At 72.1% G+C, this 17,425-nt stretch carries 17 protein-coding genes and 1 pseudogene; 6 read left to right on the top strand and 12 right to left on the bottom strand.

Going from position 1 to position 17,425, the window contains the following annotated elements; all coding sequences use genetic code 11:
* Positions 1 to 194 precede the first annotated feature (194 nt).
* The 3 genes from VP06_RS12230 to VP06_RS12220 all read right to left on the bottom strand — a co-directional run bounded on the left by VP06_RS12230 (position 195) and on the right by VP06_RS12220 (position 1,852).
* Complete coding sequence (locus VP06_RS12230) at positions 195 to 1,166, bottom strand: right-handed parallel beta-helix repeat-containing protein (RefSeq protein WP_197093192.1); 972 nt, start codon at positions 1,164 to 1,166, stop codon at positions 195 to 197.
* 73 nt (positions 1,167 to 1,239) lie between these two features.
* Positions 1,240 to 1,443, bottom strand: coding sequence for a hypothetical protein (locus VP06_RS12225; protein ID WP_048464059.1), 204 nt, complete (start codon positions 1,441 to 1,443; stop codon positions 1,240 to 1,242).
* A gap of 196 nt (positions 1,444 to 1,639) precedes the next feature.
* Positions 1,640 to 1,852 (bottom strand): hypothetical protein, encoded by a 213-nt coding sequence (locus VP06_RS12220; RefSeq protein WP_048464048.1) that lies wholly within the window; start codon positions 1,850 to 1,852, stop codon positions 1,640 to 1,642.
* Positions 1,853 to 2,225: 373 nt separating this feature from the next.
* Here VP06_RS12220 and VP06_RS12215 point away from each other — a divergent pair, with 373 nt between their 5' ends.
* Positions 2,226 to 2,732, top strand: coding sequence for a Ros/MucR family transcriptional regulator (locus VP06_RS12215; RefSeq protein WP_048464047.1), 507 nt, complete (start codon positions 2,226 to 2,228; stop codon positions 2,730 to 2,732).
* A gap of 240 nt (positions 2,733 to 2,972) precedes the next feature.
* Here the strand turns inward: VP06_RS12215 and pdxA are convergent, their stop codons facing one another.
* The 3 genes from pdxA to VP06_RS37155 are packed head-to-tail and all read right to left on the bottom strand — an operon-like array spanning position 2,973 to position 5,679.
* Positions 2,973 to 4,013, bottom strand: a complete 1,041-nt coding sequence (pdxA, locus tag VP06_RS12210) for a 4-hydroxythreonine-4-phosphate dehydrogenase PdxA (RefSeq protein ID WP_197093191.1) — start codon at positions 4,011 to 4,013, stop codon at positions 2,973 to 2,975.
* Positions 4,010 to 5,098, bottom strand: a complete 1,089-nt coding sequence (locus VP06_RS12205; protein ID WP_048464046.1) for a four-carbon acid sugar kinase family protein — start codon at positions 5,096 to 5,098, stop codon at positions 4,010 to 4,012. Before VP06_RS12205 ends, pdxA begins: the two co-directional genes overlap by 4 nt.
* Before the next feature lie 5 nt (positions 5,099 to 5,103).
* Positions 5,104 to 5,679 carry an FAD-binding oxidoreductase gene (locus VP06_RS37155; RefSeq protein ID WP_197093190.1) on the bottom strand — a complete coding sequence of 192 codons (576 nt, stop codon included), beginning with the start codon at positions 5,677 to 5,679 and terminating at the stop codon, positions 5,104 to 5,106.
* A 327-nt stretch (positions 5,680 to 6,006) separates the two neighbouring features.
* Between VP06_RS37155 and VP06_RS12195 the strand changes: the two genes are divergently transcribed.
* Positions 6,007 to 6,540, top strand: coding sequence for a glyoxalase superfamily protein (locus VP06_RS12195; RefSeq protein ID WP_048464044.1), 534 nt, complete (start codon positions 6,007 to 6,009; stop codon positions 6,538 to 6,540).
* Between the two features lie 103 nt (positions 6,541 to 6,643).
* On the opposite strand, the gene VP06_RS12190 is transcribed toward VP06_RS12195, so the two are convergent.
* Positions 6,644 to 7,390: a FadR/GntR family transcriptional regulator gene (locus VP06_RS12190; protein ID WP_048464043.1), complete on the bottom strand. Its 747-nt coding sequence runs from the start codon at positions 7,388 to 7,390 to the stop codon at positions 6,644 to 6,646.
* Between the two features lie 279 nt (positions 7,391 to 7,669).
* Here VP06_RS12190 and VP06_RS12185 point away from each other — a divergent pair, with 279 nt between their 5' ends.
* Positions 7,670 to 9,280, top strand: coding sequence for a gamma-glutamyltransferase (locus VP06_RS12185; protein ID WP_053081734.1), 1,611 nt, complete (start codon positions 7,670 to 7,672; stop codon positions 9,278 to 9,280).
* A gap of 208 nt (positions 9,281 to 9,488) precedes the next feature.
* Here the strand turns inward: VP06_RS12185 and VP06_RS12180 are convergent, their stop codons facing one another.
* Positions 9,489 to 10,865 carry a four-carbon acid sugar kinase family protein gene (locus VP06_RS12180; protein ID WP_048464042.1) on the bottom strand — a complete coding sequence of 459 codons (1,377 nt, stop codon included), beginning with the start codon at positions 10,863 to 10,865 and terminating at the stop codon, positions 9,489 to 9,491.
* Positions 10,862 to 12,136 (bottom strand): annotated as a pseudogene (locus tag VP06_RS12175) (ribulose-bisphosphate carboxylase large subunit family protein). Before VP06_RS12175 ends, VP06_RS12180 begins: the two are co-directional and overlap by 4 nt.
* Before the next feature lie 767 nt (positions 12,137 to 12,903).
* Between VP06_RS12175 and VP06_RS12170 the strand changes: the two are divergent.
* Positions 12,904 to 13,116, top strand: coding sequence for a hypothetical protein (locus VP06_RS12170; protein WP_048464041.1), 213 nt, complete (start codon positions 12,904 to 12,906; stop codon positions 13,114 to 13,116).
* A gap of 34 nt (positions 13,117 to 13,150) precedes the next feature.
* On the opposite strand, the gene VP06_RS12165 is transcribed toward VP06_RS12170, so the two are convergent.
* Positions 13,151 to 13,381: a hypothetical protein gene (locus tag VP06_RS12165; protein ID WP_048464040.1), complete on the bottom strand. Its 231-nt coding sequence runs from the start codon at positions 13,379 to 13,381 to the stop codon at positions 13,151 to 13,153.
* Between the two features lie 211 nt (positions 13,382 to 13,592).
* Here VP06_RS12165 and VP06_RS12160 point away from each other — a divergent pair, with 211 nt between their 5' ends.
* Positions 13,593 to 14,507 carry an oxidoreductase gene (locus VP06_RS12160; RefSeq protein ID WP_048464039.1) on the top strand — a complete coding sequence of 305 codons (915 nt, stop codon included), beginning with the start codon at positions 13,593 to 13,595 and terminating at the stop codon, positions 14,505 to 14,507.
* Positions 14,508 to 14,516: 9 nt separating this feature from the next.
* On the opposite strand, the gene VP06_RS12155 is transcribed toward VP06_RS12160, so the two are convergent.
* Positions 14,517 to 14,933 carry a phospholipase A2 family protein gene (locus tag VP06_RS12155; RefSeq protein WP_048464038.1) on the bottom strand — a complete coding sequence of 139 codons (417 nt, stop codon included), beginning with the start codon at positions 14,931 to 14,933 and terminating at the stop codon, positions 14,517 to 14,519.
* A 183-nt stretch (positions 14,934 to 15,116) separates the two neighbouring features.
* Here VP06_RS12155 and VP06_RS12150 point away from each other — a divergent pair, with 183 nt between their 5' ends.
* Positions 15,117 to 15,320: a hypothetical protein gene (locus VP06_RS12150; RefSeq protein WP_048464037.1), complete on the top strand. Its 204-nt coding sequence runs from the start codon at positions 15,117 to 15,119 to the stop codon at positions 15,318 to 15,320.
* 50 nt (positions 15,321 to 15,370) lie between these two features.
* Here the strand turns inward: VP06_RS12150 and VP06_RS12145 are convergent, their stop codons facing one another.
* Positions 15,371 to 17,224, bottom strand: a complete 1,854-nt coding sequence (locus VP06_RS12145) for an ABC transporter ATP-binding protein (protein WP_048464036.1) — start codon at positions 17,222 to 17,224, stop codon at positions 15,371 to 15,373.
* Positions 17,225 to 17,425: the final 201 nt, after the last annotated feature.

The raw sequence follows: 17,425 nt of genomic DNA, 5'->3' as shown, positions 1-17,425 counted from the left end.
CGGGTCGCACCGGTGGACGCCTGGGGGCGATCGCCGCGAGGTCGTCGCCCTGGTCCGGCGGGAGGCGTGAGGGGGAGCGGGGGACGATCTCTTCGGGACAGCGACACGACGCCGCGGCCCGGAGCGCCGCCATGCCGGACGAGTCCCCAGGATCAGTTCCGACGCAATCCGGACGCGAGCGCCGGGATTGCGCATCACTCGACGGTGTTGGGCGCCACCACGTTGCCGGTCCCGTGATCGGCGTTGTCGATGCTGCTGCCGAACGGATAGCCAGCATCCTCCCCGCAGGTCAACCGCCAGCCGTTGCGGGAATTCACCACGATCGCCGCAGCCGGGAAGAGGCCGCCGGTGCGGAAGCGGTTGCCGGTGATCACGTTGTCCGACGGCGTCTGATGACGCACCGTGCCGCCCTCCCCGCAATTGCGGTAGAGGCGCACGCCGCCCTGGCCCCGCAAGGTGAAGCGGTTGCCGGTGAGGCGGTTGCGCGCCGAGCCGTCGACGGCGACGGCCTCGCGCTCCGTTTCGGTCTCGATGATATTGTCGTCGATGCGGTTCTCGGCGCTCTCGGCATCGAGGTAGAGCGCCGTCGAGACCGAGCGCCCGGCGAGCCGCGAGCCCTGGAGGGTGAGCCGGGTCACGCCGGGTCCGACATAGAGCGGGATCGGCCCGGCCGCGACGATGGTCGTGCCGGTGATCGTCACGCCCGTCGGAGCGGCGGCCTGGGCCCGCTCGGTGTGTCCGAGGCTGTGCGAGGAGTCGCGCAGGAGGGGGCCCTGCCCGTTCTCACCCATGCCCCAGATCCGGACATGGCCGAACACCGTGCAGTCGCGGATGCGGATGTCGGATGGGCGGTCCCACCGCTCGCCCGGTCGGGTCGGGGGCCGGGAGCGGATCGCGATCGTGTAGGCGCCGAGATGCGCCGGCACGTCCGGGCTGCCGAGGGTGGCGCCGGCACAATCGAGTGTCAGGCCGGACGCGGCGGAGCCCTCGATCACGATGCGCTTGCGCACGTGATCGTCGGGCGCCAGGCGCAGGCTGCACGTCAGGAAGACGGCCTCGTCGTCGGCCGTCGGCGGCGCGCGCAGGCGCGCCAGGGTTGCCGCGTCACAGGGCGCGACCGAGACGTTCCGCACGAGGGCGGGAGGATCGGGCGGAAGCGGCGGCAACGCCGGCATCACGCCGCAAGCCGGCGGGGCGCATCCGCCCCGCCGAACCGACCAGGCGGGTTCGCCGGCCGGATTACCACCGTCCGCTGGTGGCGGAATGCATGGTGCGCTCGACCGCCGCGAGGGCGCTGGCCTCGGCCTTGGCTTCGGTCGGATGCGGGCGATCGGAGCGCTCGATCAGCTTGCCGTTCCGGCGGATCGCCCATTGATACTGGCCGGCCGGCTTCGTGATGGGGGAAACTTCGATGGTGTAGGGAGTGGAAGTGTTGTCTGCCATGACGCCCATATAGGGAGTTGATGGTCGCGTTGCCAACCCTCTCCCCGCAACGACGTCCCCCCTCAGCCACGCCGCGCTCGGGGCGCGGGTGGCCGGAGGCTCGTCTCGGCCCTCGACGCCACCCGCGAGAGGCCAGCAAGAGGCCCGCGGGTCGATACCGCGGCAGCGACGGTCGAAGGCCGCCGGATCACCCTCTCTATCGATGGGCGAGGCGGTCGCGCTCCGTCGCGCGGCCGGGCTCGGCGGCCGCGCCCAGGGCCGCCGCCGCCAGGGCGACCCGGTCCGGAACGTCTTCCTCCGAGCCCCACCAGATCGTCTCGCCGCTCGCCATCCGGGCATAGCGGGCCTGCCCGCGGATCCCGACCTCGACGACCCGCCCGGACCGCCCCGACTTCCGTTCGACATCCATGGTTGCTGCTCCCGCACGTCCCCGGTCACCGAACGCCGCTCCCCGCCTTCGGTTCGAGCGTGGCCATATCGGGAGACGGTGCCGGGGAACGGCGCATCACGTGCCGGGACAGCGTCCGAGGACCACCCACCGACGAAAGATGGACCGCACACCCCAGGCAGAGCACCGCGCCGAGCCGGCCGAACGACCATCACGGTCCACGCATTGCATAGGCCAACCCTCGGATGACCTCATTTTACCCCGTCATCACAAAATTATTCACCACGGAATCGGCCGATCGGGCGCTTTTATGGGTTGGTTGTTCAACCCTGCCGGTTGACCGTGGAACGGCCGGCGCCCATCACGGGAGCGGTTGTTTATTAGGAAGAATACAATGGACGAATCGGCCGCCCTCACCTCTCCGATGATCGAGCTGACGAGCGACATCGTCGGTGCCTACGTGTCAAACAACAACGTTCCGGCCGCAGATCTGCCCGGCCTGATTGCATCGATACACGCAACGCTGGTCGGCCTCGATCAACCGGCGCCCGAGCCGGTGGAGGACCACAAAGTCACCGCCGCCCAAATCCGGAAATCCGTGACGCCGGACCACATCACGAGCTTCCTCGACGGCAAGCCATACAAGAGCCTGAAGCGGCATCTCACGACGCGCGGCTACACGCCGGACGAATACCGCCAGAAGTTCGGCCTGCCCTACGACTACCCGATGGTCGCGGCGAACTACGCGGCCCAGCGCTCCGAGCTGGCCAAGAGCCTCGGCCTCGGCCAGATCCGGCGCGAGCGCGCCGCCGCGCAGCGGGCCCAGGCCGAAGCGAAGGTCGAGCCGGCCACGCCGGCCCGCCGCGGGCGGCCGCGGAAGACCGACGCCAAGGAAGGCTGAAACAAGAAGGGTTGAGGCATGCCGCGCCGTCGCCACGGCGCGGCCTCCCTCACGGCGAGTTGCCGCCGCGGCTCACCAACTCGCCCGCCCGTCACCACGGCGGCCTCCGGCGACAGCAAACAGGCGACAGCCGCGGCGACCTCCGCGGGCCGGATGACGCGGCCCAGCGGCGGCCGATCTCGGTGCCGGAGCCGAAGGCGATGTCGGGGCGAACGATCCCGATGGGGGAGAAGAGCGGGTTCACGCGGCGCTCCTGTTCGTGATGGCGCCGTTGGCGGCGAGGCGCTCGGCGTATTCGATGGCCTCGATCAGGCTGCGCTCGTTGGCGATGCCGCGGCCGGCAATGTCGAAGGCGGTGCCGTGATCGACCGAGGTGCGGATGATCGGCAGGCCGAGCGTGATGTTGACGCCCGACAGATCGACCCAGCGGCCGGTCTCGGGGTCGACCTCGAAGCCGAGCAGCTTGACCGGGATGTGCCCCTGGTCGTGGTACATCGCGACCACCGCGTCGTACTGTCCGGCCCGCAGCTTGACGAAGACCGTGTCGCCCGGGACCGGGCCGACGATGTCGAGGCCGGCGGCCACTTTCTCGGCGATCACCGGGGCGCTGACGTCGATATCCTCGCGGCCGAACAGGCCGCCCTCGCCGGCATGCGGGTTGAGCGCCGCGATGGCGATGCGCGGCTTGTCCAGGCCGATGCCCTTGAGCGCCGCATGGGTCAGATCGATGACGAGGCGCAGGCGCTCGGGGGTCAGGCGCTTGGGCACGTCCTGGAGCGCGACATGGGTGGTGACGTGGCTCACCCGCATGTTGCCGTGGGCGAGCATCATCACCGAGCCGCGCACGCCGGTGAGGGCGGCCAGCATCTCGGTATGGCCGGCATAGTGGTAGCCGGCGAGGTTCAGCGCCTCCTTGTTGAGGGGCGCGGTGACGATGCCGCCGATCGTGCCATTGAGCGCCAGGCCCACCGCCCGCTCGATCGCCTTGAAGGCGAAGCGGCCGCCATCGGCGCTGAGCCGGCCCGGCTCGATCGGCGCGCCCTCGGCATCGGCCTGGAGGCAGCAGAGGGCCGGCCAGTCGCCATCGTCGGAGACCTCCGGGATCTCGACGCCGAGATCGAGCGTGCGTTCCGCCCGCTGGAGCGCCGGGTTGCTGCCGATGACGACGAGCTTCAGGGCGCCCGAGGCCAGGCGGTCGCGCAGCTTGTGGGCGGCCTTGACGATGATTTCGGGGCCAATCCCGGCGGGATCGCCCATGGTGATGGCGAGGTGGCGGGTCACGCGCAGGTCCTTTCGTGAATGAGGCCGTTCTCGCGCAGGAGATCGCGCCAGACGGCGGGCGTGCCGAACGCCCCGGATTTGGAGATGATGGCGGTGCCGTCCCACAGGCCGCCGCACATTCGCGAGCGCGGCAGGCCCGGAGCGACCTGGCCGGTGACGACCAGGGAGTCGGCCCCGAGCGCGAGGCAGAGGGCCTTCAGGGTCTCGCCCCCGGCGACGACCAGGGTACCGGGCGGCGGCAAGGCGCGGGCGAGGCGCCCGAAGGCGGCGGCGATGCGGGATGCAGCCTCGTCCCGGGCAGTGCCCGGGGCGAGCGCGAGGCTGACGAGGGCGACGCCATCGGCCATCAGCCGGTCCGCGACCCGCAAGGCGGATTCGCCTTCGGTCAGGACCAGCCGCTGCTCCGGGCAGGCCGCGAGCTGGCTTTCGGTCTCCGCCCGGTCCGAGCCGAACAGGCCGAGGACCGGGCCATGCAGGCGCCCGCCGCCGGGGGCGGGCGTGCCGCGCGCGAGCGCTCCGGCGAGACCGCCGCTGCCGCACCACAGGACCGATGCGCCGCGACCGAGGGCGGCGATCCGGTCGAGATCGTCGTCGTCCACGGCGTCGTAGACGGCCACGCCCTCGACGAGCCCGTCCGCGATCGCGGCGCGCCGGGCCGGCACGCCGGCTGCCCGCAGGGCCTCGGCGATGTCGCCCGAGACCGCCTCCCAGTCCTCGCCCCGGCGGGCGAGTTGCCGGCCCGCCACGGTGCGGCGGCCCTGGTAGGGGAAGGCGGGCGCGACGATCGCGTGACGCCATCCGCCGAGACAGGCGGTAAGCTCCGCCGCCCAGGGCCCGCGCAGCAGGCTGTCGAGCTTCTTGAAGGCGAGGTCGGCGCCCGCGAGCATCGGGGCCGCTCCGGCGGCGATCCAGGCCGCCTCGGCCGTGCCGCGCTCGCGGGTGCCGGTGTCGAGGGCACGGCTGCCGCTCGACGGCAGCGCGGCGCCGACCCAGGCGACCTCCACCGGCCCGACGAGGCCGGTGAAGCCGGCCGCCGTGTCGAGGGTGCCGGTGAGGTCGTCGGCGAGGAGGCGCAGGATCGGCATCGGTGTCACGCGCGGCCAGTCGCCAGGGCCGGGGCGGGCTCGCCGCCCTCCTCGTCGTCGCCCTTGGGCTTGAGCGGGGCGATCTCGCCGACGAGGAACAGGCAGGCAGCGGCGCCCACGAGGCTGAGGCAGCCCGCCGCCGCGAGCGGGATCACGAACGAGCCGTTGGTGATGCCGACCATCACGCCCGTGCAGGTGGTGAGCGCGAGGCCGGCGAGGTTGGCGGCGAAGGTCTGGATGCCGCTGATCGAGGCGAGGTCGGCCAGGGTCGGCGTGACGTCGCCCGACAGGGTGCGGATCTCGGCCCCCGGGAAGGCCAGGCCCGAACACGAGCGATTGCCGCCCTGACACACGACTGCCATGCCGACCCTGTCTGACAACCTGGCAACTTCGGCGATGTCCCGGGGCGAGCCGGGCCGCGCCACCGCCAGAGCCCCGCCGCGATGGCGGCCACGCCGATCGATGCCGCCGGACTCCTGGTCCTCAACTGGGCAGAAGATGTCGGGCAGGAGGATGTTGGGCAGGAGGATGTTGGGCAGGAGGATGTTGGGCAAGAGGATGTTGGGCAAGAGGGCGTTCACGCATCCGACCAAGGGATGAGCCGGTCCGTCAATCCGCCGGCATCCTGCATGCCCGTTTCTCCCTTCGGCACCCGCACAAGTGCCAGATTTGTTGTAAATTTGTTATGCGGTACGGGAGAAGGGGCCGGGTTGTCAAGCGGGGGGCTGCTGCGCCGATTGCGTCGGCGGCACGTCCCTGACAATGTCGGCGTCGGCAGGTGCGCCAGCCGCTCGCGTCCCCCGGGGATACGGTGAAGGCGCCGCGTTTGGATCGGCCCCGGACCCTCCGCCCGGCGACGGATCGGCCATGCGAGCCCCGACGACCCGTTGCCGGCGCAAGGGACGACCATGCCGACACGCGACCAAGCGAAGACGATGGCGAGGCGGCTGCGATCCGCCCTGGCAAGCCGCCAGATCGACCTCTCGCATGGCGAAAGCCTCGAAATCGTCGCGGCGACGCTCGACCGCTGCGACTGGAACACGGCCGCGGCGCTCCTCGACGAGGACCGGCCGGATCGCATCGCCTTCCGTCAAGCGATTCCAATCCTGCGCATCGTCGACGTGGCGAAAGCCCGGGAATTCTACTGTGGTTTCCTGGGCTTCGCGGTAACGCTCGAACACCGTCACGAGCCTGCACTACCGATGTACATGGCCGTCGAGCGGGCCGGCCTGGACCTCCATCTCAGCGAGCATCACGGCGATGCCAGCCCCGGATCGACGGCGTTCGTCTGGATGGCGGGCGTGCGGGACTTCCACGCGGAGCTGATCGCGAAGAACGACGGCTACGGCCGGCCCGGCCTCGAGCGGCTGCCCTGGGGCGACCAGATGGAGGTGCACGACCCGTTCGGGAACCGGATCAGATTCTGCCAGAAGCACGGATAGGCGAGAGAAAGACCGGCCGCGTCCCGCATCGGCGCCCGGACGAGGCCTGACCGGATTTGCCCGCGGCCGCGTTCCCGTTGCGCTGGCCGAGCGAGCCCTTCGCCTACAGCGACAGATCCAGCATCCGTCCCTCGAACAGCCGGTCGCGCGAAGAGCAGATGTGGCGATGCATCCGGTCGCGGGCGGTCTCGGCGTCGCCATCGCGGATCGCCGCGAAGATGGCGCGGTGCTCGTCGAGCACGCCCTGGAGACCGGAATTGGGGCCGAGCAGCGCCAGGCCGTGGATCGTCATGCCGACGGCGATGTGCGATTGCAGAGCCCGGAGCGAGACGCTGTAGTAATGGTTGTTCGCCGCCTCGGCGATGGCCAGGTGGAAGGCGAAATCGGCATCGTCGCGGTGCTGCTGCTGGCGCGTCGCGGTGGTCATCAGGTCGAGGGCGGCACCGATCCGGTCCAGGGCCGCGGCGTTGCGCCGGCGCGCGGCGTAGCGGGCCGCCTCCGGCTCGATGGTGAGGCGGAACTCGTGGCAGCGTTGGATGTCGGCGACGCTCTCCACCGGCGCGTAGCCGAGGGCCGGGACCCGGCCCCGCCCGCGCACGAAGCTGCCGGCGCCCTGGCGGGACACGATGACGTTCTCCCGGCGCAGCCGCTCCAGGGCTGCACGGACCACCGGCCGCGAGACCTTGTAGCGGGCCGCCAAGTCGTTCTCGCTCGGCAGCTTCTGGTTCTCGCCATAGGTGCCGCCGGCGATCTCGGACAGGATGCCGTGATAGACGCCGTCGGCGAGCCGCGACGGGCGTGCGGCCTGGTCCGGCTCGGCGTCGACGATGCCCTGTGCGGCCGATGGCATGAGGTCCCCTGACGTCCCGGCGCGTCGGCGTCGGCCGGCCGCTTGTCGACAAGTATGCCGCATCCCCCGTTGCCAACGCAATCTTGTTAAATGTTGTCATACGATTTCCGACTGATCGCTTCGCGATGCGGAGATCGGCTTCGCTCAGGCCCGCGTTTGCGCCTGCATGGCAGGGGCACCGCCCTTGCGGCGGCGCCCCTTGGCGGGGCGCCGCCCACCGGTCATCCTCGGACGATGGCGCGAGGCCGCGGGATCGCCGGCTCTCGGGAGGACACGCGGATGCCGGCTCACGACAGCATGCCCTATCGGACGCAGACCTGGACCGTGACGAAGCCGGTCGCGTCGGGGCGGGGCGGCCTCGTGGTGGCGCAGAACCGGGAAGCGGCCGAGGCAGGGGCGGCGGTCCTCGAAGCGGGCGGCAACGCCGCCGACGCGGCCGTCGCCACCGCCTTCGCGCTCGCGGCGGTCGAGCCGTGGAACAGCGGCCTCGGCGGCATCGGCTTTGCGCTGGTGCTGCCGGCCGGTGCCGCACGGGCGACGGTCGTCGATTTCGGGCCCGTGTCGAGCCGCAACACGACGGCTGCCGATTACCCCCTCACCGGGCGGGAGAAGCGCGACCTGTTCACCTGGCCGGAGGTGGAGGGGGACCGCAACGTCCACGGCCCGCTCTCGTTCTGCATTCCCTCGGCGGTGGCCGGCTACGCGACGCTGCACGAGGCGTTCGGCAGCGGCCGGCCCGTCGCGGAGCTTCTCGCGCCGGCCCTCGCGCTGGCGCGCCGGGGCCTCGCCCAGGACTGGTTCACCACCCTGAAGATCGCCTCCTCGGCCTCGGTGCTGCGGCTCTACGAGGAGAGCGCGCGGATCTACCTGCCGGATGGCTTGCCGCCGGTCCCGCCCTACCAGGGCACGCCCGGCTTCCGGCCCCTCGGCCGCCTCGCCGACACGCTGGCGCGGCTGGCGGAGGCTGGCCTGCGCGACTTCTACGAGGGTGGGATCGCCCGCGACCTCGCCGCCGACATCGCGGCCCTCGGCGGGGTCGTCGATGGCGCGGACCTCGCCGGCTGCCGCGCGGTGCTGCGCGAGGCGCCGACCATCGCGTGGCGGGACGACCACCTCGTCCACACTGCGGGCGGCCTCACCGCCGCGCCGACCCTGGCCGAGGTCGTCGCCGGCATGGCGGACGCCGCCCTCCCCTCCTCCGGCCCGGACGCCGCCTGGTTTGCCACGCTCTCGACCGTGTTGCGGGACGCCTATGCCCGCCGCCTCGCGGGCCTGGGTGCCGCCGGCTTGGGTGCCGCCGCTCAGGAGCCGGGCGACACCTGCACGACCCATCTCACCGTCGTCGACCGGGACGGGATGCTGGTGTCGCTGACGACGACGCTGCTCTCCTCGATGGGCAGCCGGGTCGTGCTGCCGACGACCGGGGTGCTGATGAACAACGGCGTGATGTGGTTCGATCCCCGGCCCGGCAGCGCCAACCCGATCGCAGCGGGCGCGCGCCCGCTCTGCAACATGTGCCCGGTCATCGTCACGCCGCGGACGGGCAACGGCCCGCGCCTCGCCGCCGGCGCGTCGGGCGGGCGGCGCATCCTGGCGAGCGTCTACCAGACCCTCGCCTTCCTGATCGATTTCGGCATGGAGGCGGGAGCGGCGGCCCACAGCCCCCGCATCGACGTCTCGGGCCCGGACGGCACCACCGCGGATGCCCGGCTCCCGCGGGAGGTGCAGGATGCCCTGGCCGGAGCGGGCCCGCTCACGGTGGTGGAGCACGGCGTCCTGCCGATCAACTTCGCCTGCCCGAACTTCATCAAGGTGGCGGACGGCGAGGCCACAGGGTGCAGCGACGTCGCCTCGCCGTGGTCGGCCGCGGTGGCGGCGGCGTGCAGCTGACCCCCCGAGAGGCGGAAGGCGTCGTCCTCGGGACATGAGAGCCCCTTTGACGGACTGAACAATATTGACACCTTCAGTGTCATTCCGGGTCTGCGCAGCGGAGCCCGGAATGACACTGAAGGTGTCGAATCTGTGAAATCCAGTAGAACAGGTCGAGAGGAACGGACGAGTGCGATCCGTGCCTGCGGGCCGCTGCGTCGTCGTCTCCTCACGAGAAGGCGCGGCCGCCCTGCTTGACGGCCGAGAAGAAGTCGGGCCGGCCGACCTGGCCGCCCTTCAGCGCCAGTTCGAGCCCATCCAGGGGTGTGTCGGCGCCGTGGGCGCGGCAGAGCGGCGATCCCGGATCGACGGGGCTGAGCGCGGTGAGCGCGTCGATGCCGAGCTGCATCGCGGCATGGCCCGAGGTGTCGCCGCCGGCGATCACCGCCCGGGTCAGGCCGCCCGTCCGGGCGATGTCCCGCAGGGCCTGCCCGAGCCCGGCGCCGAGCCGCTCGCTCGCCACGACCGGATCGAGGCCGGCCGCCGCCACGGCCTCCCGCAGGGCGGCGACGCCGGGATCGTCCGGACCGGCGGCGCTGTAGACCAGGGGATCGCGGCCTTCGCCGAGGGCTCGGGCCGCCGCCTCGACCACCCGGCCGATCTCCCGCGCGAAGGCCCGCTCGTCGACCACCACACGGGCGTCGAGGCGAAAGCCGGCGAAGCCCCAGTCGAGGGCGTGGGCGATCTGGCCCTCCGTCGTCGGCGAGACCGAGCCGGATACGACGGCGATCCGCTCCACGGGGCCGCACCGGGCGACCGGCGGCGCCGCGGACAGGAGGCCGGCGGCGCGCCAATGGGCGACGAGGGCGGCCTCGACCCCCTGCGATCCGACCGCGAAGACGGGGCGTCCGCCCCGCGCCCAGATCAGCCGGCCGGCCTCGGCCAGGGTCTCGGCATCGAGCACGTCGAGGGAGACAATCGCGGCGCCCTCACCTCGCGCCCGGTCGAGGGCCGCGTCGCCCTCCCCCCGCTTCATCGCCACGAAGTCGACGAGGCCGACCGGCAACGCCGTCTGGCGGGCGAGGTGGCGGCCGAGATCGGCCTCGTCCATCGGCGTGACCGGGTGGCGGGCCATGGTCGGGTGGCGGTCGAGGCGGTAGCCCCGACCGGCCGCCATCGCGAAAAGGTGGCCGAAGCTCTGGTAGCGCCCCATGCCCGGATCGGCGACGACCATCGGGGTCCAGTCGTCGGATATGACGGTGCGGCCGATCTCGACGGCCCGGCCGATCGAGCCGACATGCGGCGCCGAATCGAAGGTCGAGCAGACCTTGTAATGCACGACCGGCGCGGCGAGCGAGGCGAGAAGCCGGAAAGCCGCGGGCAGTTCCCGGTCCATCCAGGCCGGCGGCTGCGAGCGCGCCACCCCGGCGATGCCGATGGCGCGGGCGCCCGGGAAGGCTTTCAGGCGCGCCTCGCTCGGGGCCGAGAGGAACAGCACCGTCTCGAGCCCGGCAAAGGCCAGCACCTCCATCGCCGCCGAGGAGCCCGTGAAGTCGTCGCCGTAGAAGGCGACGAGAGGGCCGGTGGGGAGCGGGCGCAGGCTCATGCTGCCCCCTCCAGCGCCTGGGCCAGGGCCGGATGGGTGCGGGCGTGGTCGGTCAGGGGAAGGCCCGCCACCGCCGCCTCCCAGGCTTGGCGGAAGGCCGCCACCCCCTCGCCCGGGCTGCCCGGATGGGCGACGATGCCGCCGCCCGCGGTGACGATGAGATCGGTGGAGCCCAAAGCCGCGTAGGTGCCGGGCGCCTGCCGCACGGTCTGGCCCGACGAGAAGACCGGCATGGTGAGGCACGGCTTGTCGGGAAACAGCGGAGTCAGGCAGGTCCGGGCCGAGGCGACGACGCTGTCGTCGTCCTCCGAGAACTTGTTGTCGAGGCCGTTGACGTGCATGTGGTCGGCACCGGCGAGCCGCTAGATCTTCTGCCAGGCGACGTAGGACCAGCCGAGCAGGGGATGGCGGCTGAGATAACCCCAGCCGTTGCGGTGGGCGTGAATCGGCAACTCGCTCATCCGGGCAAGTTCGATCATGCCGACGAGGCCGACCGAATTGAGGCTCGCCATCACGCAGGTGCCGCCGAGATCGCGCACGAGGTCGTGGCGCCGGCGCATCTGGTCGATCTCGCCGGTGAGATTGAAGGCGACCATCACCCGCTTGCCCGTGCGCTCGGCATGGTCGTTGACGACCCGCATCACGGCGCGCGCCCGCGCCTCGAACGGGCAATGCGGCCCGTCGGCCTGCAACTCGTCGTCCTTGATGAAGTCGATGCCGCCCTCGCACAGGGTCCGCACCAAGGCGGCGGTCTCGTCGGGCCCGAACCCGACGCTCGGCTTGATGATGGTGCCGATGATCGGCCGCCCCTCGACGCCCGTGAGGCGGCGCGTGCCGGCCACGCCGAAGCGCGGGCCCGGATAGACCTCGGCAAAAGCCTGCGGCAACCGGATGTCGAGAAGGCGCAGCCCGGTGATCGCCCGCAACTCGAACAGGTTGCCGGCGAGGGTGGCGAGGAGGTTCGGCAGGGAGGGGCCGAGAGTCTCGATCGGCCAGGACAGGGTGACGCGGGCCCGGCGCAAGGCGGCGGGATCGATGGCGGCGGTGGTCGGCAGCGACGGCGCGGCGATCGTCTCGTCCAGCACCTCCAGCCGCTCGACCCGGGCGGCGGCGCGGGCCTTGAGCTCCGGGGTCTCGCCCGGCACCGGCAGGAAGGTGCCGCTCGATTGCTCGCCGGCCATCGTCTCCGCCACCCGGCGGGGATCGCTCGCGGTCTCGAGGAGATAGTCGGCCTCGATCCGGACCGGGGGCGCGGCGGGGCGCTGGCTCATTCACTCACTCCCGTTCCCGCCGTCCGGGGCTCGCGGCCACCGGCGCGGGGGCCGGAGCCTAAGCAGTTTGGGCCACGATGGCGACCGGTTTTGCGGCAGCGATCGGCAGCACAGCAAGGACCTCTGCGGACGACGTGGTGGCCCGCCCATGCAAGCCTGAGGAGGCGACGACCCTCCCGAGGGCCGCGAGGATCGCCGATCGCATCCGGGTCCGGGCAGCGACGCCCCCCGGCCACGTGGCAGGCGATGGCCCGGGCCGCCGGACAGCGGCTGACCTAGGATAGGGCGACGGCTCGCGCAAGGACCGCGACGACGTCGCGTGTCATGGCACGGGAACACCTCGACCGTATGGGGGCGTCACTCACGGCCTCGGCTGAGCGACATCCAGAATCATCGGTTCCATTGCGCGGTCATCTGGACGACGCGGACCGATGAGCTGAGCCGCCTGAGCGCGAAGCGAGGGGTGTTTGTGCGCCACCATCAGGAGGTCCTCCCATGATGCGTTCGCCTCGCTGGCTTCTCGGCCTCGCCTTGTTCGGCCTGATCGGTCAGGCGAACGCCGCCGACCTCGACCCGAAGGCCAACATGCCGCTCGAGATCACACCCTAGCTGTGGGCCCCGGCGACCTGGTTCGTCGGCAAGTACGCGGCGATCCTCACCTGTATCGCCCCGTGGAAGAAGGCCGCCCTCGTCGCGGGCGACACGCCGAAGAGCGACCCGAAGAGCGACGGCCCCATGCTGCTCCATGGGGTCGACCCAAGGGCAGCTTGCGGCTGTGGGTCGACCGCAAGGCCAAGTCCCGCATCGAGATCGACGCGATGCAGAAGACCGCTGCCGCGGACCAGGCCGAGAACGGCCTGCCGGTCACCGCGGACAAGAACTGGATCGTGGTCAAGTCCGAGGATATCCAGTCATATCAACGGTCGGCGACAACGACCTTTGCTTCCGTTCTCGCGTGTTCGTCAAGCCCGAGGGCCTAGACGTCCGGGCTTGGGACAATTCAGGCCGGTTGCCTCACGCCACCGGCGGCTCCCGCAGGTACCCGGCGCCCCGCAACGCCGCCTCGACCACATCGCACAGCGCCCCCTCGGGATCGTCGTTGACCGCCCGGGGAGGCGCCAGCGGCACCATCGGGGCAAACTGCGCGATCTCCTCCGGCGGGGCGGCCAGAACTGTCTCTGGCGCCCCGTCGCGATCCTCGGGCAGCGTCTGCGGACGCCGGGTGGAGATGAGCCGGCCGATCATGCGGGTCCCTCGCGCCCTCTGGTTTATCAATGAGTCTACGCAATCTGAACGTGCAATGCCAGTCGAGGCCGGGATGCCGGGGCGGGCAGGCAAGGAACGTGCAAGAGACACGGTTCGATCCACGCCCCCACCCTCTTCCCACCGGGGAGCGCTTCCCCATCTCGGAACTCGCCCATCTCGGAACTCGCCCGACAGCGAAGGAGGCGCGCGGATGCCCTGGACCACAGCCCTGATCCCGCCCCAGGCCGGGCGTCGGGCGCTCGTCACCGGCGCGACGAGCGGCATCGGCTACGAGGCGGCCCTGGCGCTCGCCGGGGCCGGGGCCGAAATCGTGATCGCCGCCCGGGACCTGGGCAAGGCCGAGGCGGTGGCGGCGGCGATCCGCCGGGCGCATCCGGGGGCGATCGTCGACAGCCGCCCTCTCGACACCGCACGCCTCGCCTCGGTGCGGGGCTTCGCATCGGCCTGGCGGGCGGAGGGGCGGCCGATCGACATCCTGCTGCTGAATGCCGGCATCGCCGCGGTGCCCCGGCGCGAGGAGACCGAGGACGGATTCGAGCGCCAGCTCGCCACCAATTACCTCGGCCATTTCGCCCTGACCGGCCTGCTGTGGCCGAGCCTGAGCGAGCAGGCCCGGGTGGTCGCGGTGGCGAGCATCGCCCACCGCTCGGGACGCATTGCCTTCGACGACCTCCAGTTGCGCCGCCGCTACGGGCCGCAGAGCGCGTACCGGCAGACCAAGCTCGCGATGCTGATCTTCGCCCTCGAACTGGACCGGCGCCTGCGGGCGGCCGGCTCCTCGGTCCGGTCGGTCGCGGCCCATCCAGGCATCGCCGCGACGGCCATCGCCCGGCGGGGCGACCGGGCCGGGCGGCTGGCCGAGCGGATCGGCGCCGGCCTCCTCGGGCTCATCGGCCAGTCGGCGGCGCGCGGCGCCCTGCCCCTGCTCTACGCCGCCACGGCGCCGGAAGCGGAGGGCGGGCGCTATGTCGGCCCGGACGGCCTGTGGGAGATCCGCGGCGATCCGGCCCCGGCGACGATCGAGCCCCATGCCGCCGACCGCGAGGCGGCGGCGCGGCTCTGGACCCTCTCCGAGGCGCTGACGGGGGTGTCCTATGCTCTCTGACGGCGTCCGTTACTCGTCGTCCTCGTCGATCGCGGGCCCGACCGATCCGGTGGAGGGCAGATCGAAGGACGGCGCCACGACGGTCGGGGCCGCCGCCACCTGCGGCCGCGACGGCATCAGCCCGGCCGCGAAGGCGACGAAGCCCGCCGCGTCGCGCAGGTCCCGGGGCTGGTACGGATCGCGGGCGATCATCTCGGCCTCGCGCTGGAGGCGGGCATTGCACGCCGCGGCGGGCAGGCCGCCGCGGGGCCAGCAGGCATCGTGCCGGGCGCAGGCCGCGTCGAGGGCGTCGATCGGCGGCAGGGGCGCGTTGTTGCCTGGCCCGCAATAATTGCCGTGGATGAGGAGCGCCGGTGGCCGGCCGGATTGCGCGAGAGCCGGCGCGGCGAGGCCGCAGGCGAGGATGAGCGGGACGGTGAAGCGCATCGATCTGATCCCTCCGGTTGCCCCCAGGCAACAGTACCGTAAAAGCTCAGTTCTGTCTCGCCTCCAACCGTCCCGCTTCGGGGTGGACCGGGGTGGAACGACAGGCGACGATCGGCGTCGACCCGCGAAAGCTTGAATCCGGAACGGCTTGCCCGCCGCCCCCGCATGCCAAATGTAGGACCGATGATCGCACCCAATTCTGATCCGTCCGGGTCCCGCCTGCCGCAGGGCGGCAGCCCGACCCTCGATGCGGCGAGCCGGGAGCGGCTCGGCCGCTACCTCCAGGCGTTGTACGAACCCGTCCTCGACGAGGGGCTCGACCCGCGCCTCGCCGAACTGCTCCACCAGCTCGACCGCGACCGGGCCCAGCGGGAGAGCGAGTCCTGAACCGGCCGTGCCGATGACGAGCCGCCGCCGGGGCGAGCCGCCCCGGCGGTTCAGCGGTACCCGGCAGCCTGAAGCTCGAACAGCTCGGCGTAGCGCCCGCCCCGCGCCACCAGCTCCGCGTGGGTCCCCTCCTCCAGCACGCGGCCTTCGGCCAGAACCACGATCCGGTCGGCCCGGCGCACGGTGGAGAAGCGGTGCGAGATGAGGAGCGCGGTGCGCCCGGCCGCGAGATCGGCGAAGCGGCGGAAGATCTCGGCCTCCGCCGCGGCATCGAGGGCCGCCGTCGGCTCGTCGAGGACCAGCATCGCCGCGTCGCGCCGGTAGGCGCGGGCGATCGCCACCTTCTGCCACTCGCCGCCAGACAGTTCGACCCCGTCCTCGAAGCGCCGGCCGAGGCGCTGGTCGTAGCCGCCCGGCAGGCGCTCGATCACCGCATCCGCCAGCGCCCGCCGCGCCGCCGCGGCGATGCCCTCCCGGTCCTCCCGCACCGCGATGCGTCCGACCGCGATGTTGTCGCCCGCCGTGAAGTCGAACCGCATGAAATCCTGGAAGATCACGCCGATGCGGGCGCGCAGGGAGTCGACATCGTACTCGGCGAGGTCGCGGCCATCGAGCAGGATGCGCCCCTCGGTGGGCGCATAGAGGCGGGCGAGGAGCTTGACGATCGTGGTCTTGCCGGCCCCGTTCTCGCCGACCAGGGCCACCACCTCGCCGGCCTGGATGCGCAGCGACAGGTTCCGCACCGCCCAGCGGCTCTCGCCCGGGTAGCGGTAGCCGACCTGCTCGAACACGAACCCCTCGCGCAGGCGCTCGGGCACCGGCCGCGTCCCGGAGCGGATCGTCGGCGCGATGGTGAAGAACGAGAACAGGTCGTCGAGATACTGCGCCTGGCCGAGCAATTGCGAGGCGCCGAGGAGCAGCCCCTCGACGAGGCCGCGCAGCCGCAGGAAAGCGCCGCCCAGGAAGGTGAGGTCGCCGACCGTGAGCGTGCCGGACAGCGCCTCCCCGGCGATGACGAGGTAGGCGGCGTAATAGGCGAGCGTGCCCAGGCTCGCGAAGGCGCCGCCGGCGAGCGCCCGGTGCCGCGCCAGCTCCCGGTTCTCGGCGAGCAGCCGGCCGGCGAGATCGCGGAACCGCTCGGCGAGGTGGGAGGCGAGGCCGAACAGCTTCACCTCCTTGGCACTGTGCGCGTCGGCGCCGAGGTAGCGCAGGTAATCGGTCTCGCGCCGGTCCGGGCTGCGGCGCCAGGCGAGGCGGTAGCCGCGGGCGTTGAAGTGCAGTTCGTTGAGGAAGGCCGGGATCAGGGCGAGCACCAGGAGCAGGACCAGCCCCGGCAGCATCGTGCCGACCGCCACCGCCAGCGTCGCCGCGGTGACGAGGTCCTGGAGCTGGCCGAGCAACTGGCCGATGAGGTTCGAGCGCCAGGCAACTTGGCGCCGGGCCCGCTCCAGCTGGTCCTGCACCGCGCTGTCCTCGAACTGCGCGAGGTCGAGGGCGGCGGCATGGGCCATCAGGCGCAGCGTCGTGGCGTTGCCGACCTTCTCGGCCAGCACTCCGTCGACGTAAGCCGTCGCCCGTCCGAGCAGGTCCGAGGCGACGGCGAGCCCGAGTTCGATCCCGACCAGGATCCCGACATGGTGCAGCCGCGGATCGGCGAGCCATCCCGCCGCGGGCGGCGGCCCGGCGCGCCCGGCCACCACGGCATCGACGACGAGCTTGGCGACGTAGAGCATCAGGGCGGGCAGCCCGGCCCGCAGGAGGCGTAAACTCAGGCTCGCCGCCGCGAGCCGCGGATCGGTCGCGACGGCGAGGCGGAACAGGGCGGGAAGATGGCGCAAGGGGCCGAGACGGGTGGCGATGGCGCGGCGCCAGGTGGTGAGGCGGCTGTCGGTGGGGGTATTCATGGCGGTGGATATCGTTGATCGGCGGCGTCCGGCCGCGCTGTCGGGTTCTGTCCCCGGACACCCGTTCGCCCCTCTGTCGGGGAGGGTTGCCGGCAGAGTCGGCCGGGAGAGGGGCAGCGCGACAGTGCGGGATGTGGCGCCTGTCCACGACGGTCGCGACCTCTCCGGACGCCGCGTCCCCTCTCCCGCCCGGCGCACGAG

Origin of the sequence: Methylobacterium aquaticum (genome assembly GCF_001043915.1) — a bacterium.
GTDB classification, from domain to species: Bacteria; Pseudomonadota; Alphaproteobacteria; order Rhizobiales; family Beijerinckiaceae; genus Methylobacterium; species Methylobacterium aquaticum.
This window is presented reverse-complemented; position numbering and strand designations above follow the sequence as displayed.